The sequence below is a fragment of the Mycobacterium sp. genome (assembly GCF_049280035.1).
Taxonomy (GTDB): domain Bacteria; phylum Actinomycetota; class Actinomycetes; order Mycobacteriales; family Mycobacteriaceae; genus Mycobacterium.
The window spans coordinates 1-2,200 of sequence record NZ_JBAPPI010000896.1 but is presented as its reverse complement, the minus strand read 5'-3'; the positions used below and the strand labels follow the sequence as shown (position 1 = coordinate 2,200).

The 2,200-nt window shown below is 66.9% G+C and carries 2 protein-coding genes; both read right to left on the bottom strand.

The window, feature by feature from the left end; all coding sequences use genetic code 11:
• On the bottom strand, positions 1–1,564 hold a 1,564-nt coding region (locus tag WAN71_RS28495), incomplete at its 3' end, for an FAD-dependent oxidoreductase (protein ID WP_422228535.1).
• A 159-nt stretch (positions 1,565–1,723) separates the two neighbouring features.
• Positions 1,724–2,200, bottom strand: a 477-nt coding sequence (locus tag WAN71_RS28490) for a helix-turn-helix domain-containing protein (RefSeq protein ID WP_422228534.1), incomplete at its 5' end; no start/stop codon positions are given.

Genomic DNA, 2,200 nt, shown 5'->3' with positions numbered 1-2,200 from the left:
GCAGTGGTGGGCGCCCCAGCGCTGTCCAGGTGGCGCCGAGTTCTTCGGGGTCCAGCTGGGCGTCGGTACGGATGAAACCCCTCCCGTCGAGGGTAAGGTCGGAAAGCCACTCGGTTGCCGGTCGGGCTCCGATGAAGCAGAACAGGCCGGCGCACGGGTGTTCCGATACGTCACCGGTGGAATTGTCGGTGAGGGTGACTCGTTGCAATGACGACCCACCGGACAGGCCGGTGACTTCTGTGTTGGCTCGGATCGTGACGCGGGGGTCGGCCATCAGCCGTGCCAACAGATACGACGACATGGTGGCGGCCACGTCTGAATCACGCACCGCCACAGTCACTTGGCAGTTCCGCGATGCCAGGTAGAGGGCGGCCTGGCCGGCGGAGTTCGCCCCACCGACCACTGTCACCGGTTCGGTGCGGCACGCGCGAGCTTCCAGTTCCGTTGCGGCGTAATAGATTCCCGCTCCTTCGAATTCTATCCAGCGCTCCAGTGGCAACGTGTTGTAGCGCACTCCGGTGGCGATCAGCACGGCGCGGGACTCGATGGTGGTGCCGTCAGTAAGCATTACAGTCAGGTGGGCTCCTTCGGTGTCCAAGTCGACCACCCGACACGGGCTCGAAAGCTGGGCGCCGAATTTCATCGCCTGCAAGGCCGCGCGTTGGGTTAACTCCTGCCCGCTGAGCCCGGAGGGGAAGCCTAGATAGTTCTCGATGCGGGAGCTGGCGGCGGCTTGCCCGCCGACGCCGACCGCGTCCAGGACGACGGTGTTTAGTCCTTCCGAGGCGCCGTAGACCGCGGCGCCCAGCCCGGCCGGGCCTGAGCCGATCACGGTCAGGTCCACGGGTTTGGTTCCGATGTGGCGGTACGCCAATCCGAGGGCCCGGGCCATCTGCCCGGTGGTGGCGCGGCGCAGCACCTGGTGGCCGGTGATCACCGCGGGCAGATCCGCCGCGGTGATCTGCGTCGATTCGGCCAACGCCCGGCCTGCGGCGCTGTCGGCGTCAACCCACAGGTGGGCCAGGCGTTGACGGGCGGCGAAGCTCCGCAGCGCGAGGCTGTCCGCCGACAACTCGCTGCCGAGGATGGCGATGGCGCGGGCCGCGGGTCCTTCACGCAACAGGTCGCGGCGGGCCAGGAATGTGCGCACCAAAATGTCGGACAGGTCGGGTTCGGCGGCCATCAACCGACGAAACTGCCCTCGCGTAATCCGATGGATCCGGCCCGCCTCGGTGACCCGCGCCATCAGATAGGCGGTCTGCCCGGTCAGGAAGTTCAGCTCGCCCAGGAATCCCCCGGGGCCGTACCGGGCGACCACCGACTCTGGCTCCTCGCCGGTGGCCGGGCTGACGATCTCGATCCACCCCGACTCGACCAGGATCAAGTCGTAGTCGACGTCGCCGGGGCCGAACACGACGTCGCCCACCTGCACCGGTTGCGCCGCCCCGTAGGCCGTCATCCGATCGAACTGGGCCCCGCTGAGTTGCGGCACGGCCGACGCGGACCCCGACGACAGCGACGCTCCGATGGGCTCCCGGGCCGGCTGACCGTCGCGGTCCGCCATGATCTGCCCCATCATTGGATTTGGCCACACCTCGCAACAGGGAGGTGCGGACTCCAACGCTAGGTCGGTGTGGGCACAAAATGCGCGACCTCACCCAGATCTGGCAGATGGTGCACAGCCCTTTGGCACACGACGAGGCAGCCTCGTGCGCCTTGACGCTCAGTGAGGTCGGTGACGGTTGGTCTCACGCCATTCGCGCGGCGACATGCCGAACGTGGCCCGGAACATACGCGCGAAACTAGAGGCGTCGGTGAACCCCCACCGGCGGGCAACCACGAAGACGGGATCATTTGCGCCCGTGGAGGTTAGGTCTTTGCGGCATTCCTCGAGTCGTCGCGCGCGGATCCAGTCTCCGAGCGAAATGCCTTCGTCGGCCAGGATTCGGTAGAGCTGGCGCACCGATATGTGGTGCTCGGCGGCGATGCGGCCGGCGCTGAGGTCGGATTCACGCAAGTGGGCGCGGACGTATTCCATGATCCGCACGACCAGCGTGGCGTGCAGCGACTCCTTGCCCAACTCGACGGCGTCCAGATGGGTGGTGATTACCGCGCGGAGTAATTCAACGCTGGGTTGGCTGACCAGGTCGCCGCCCAGCCGATCGAACAGTCCGGGCCGCAGCGCCAGCCGGTGCAAATA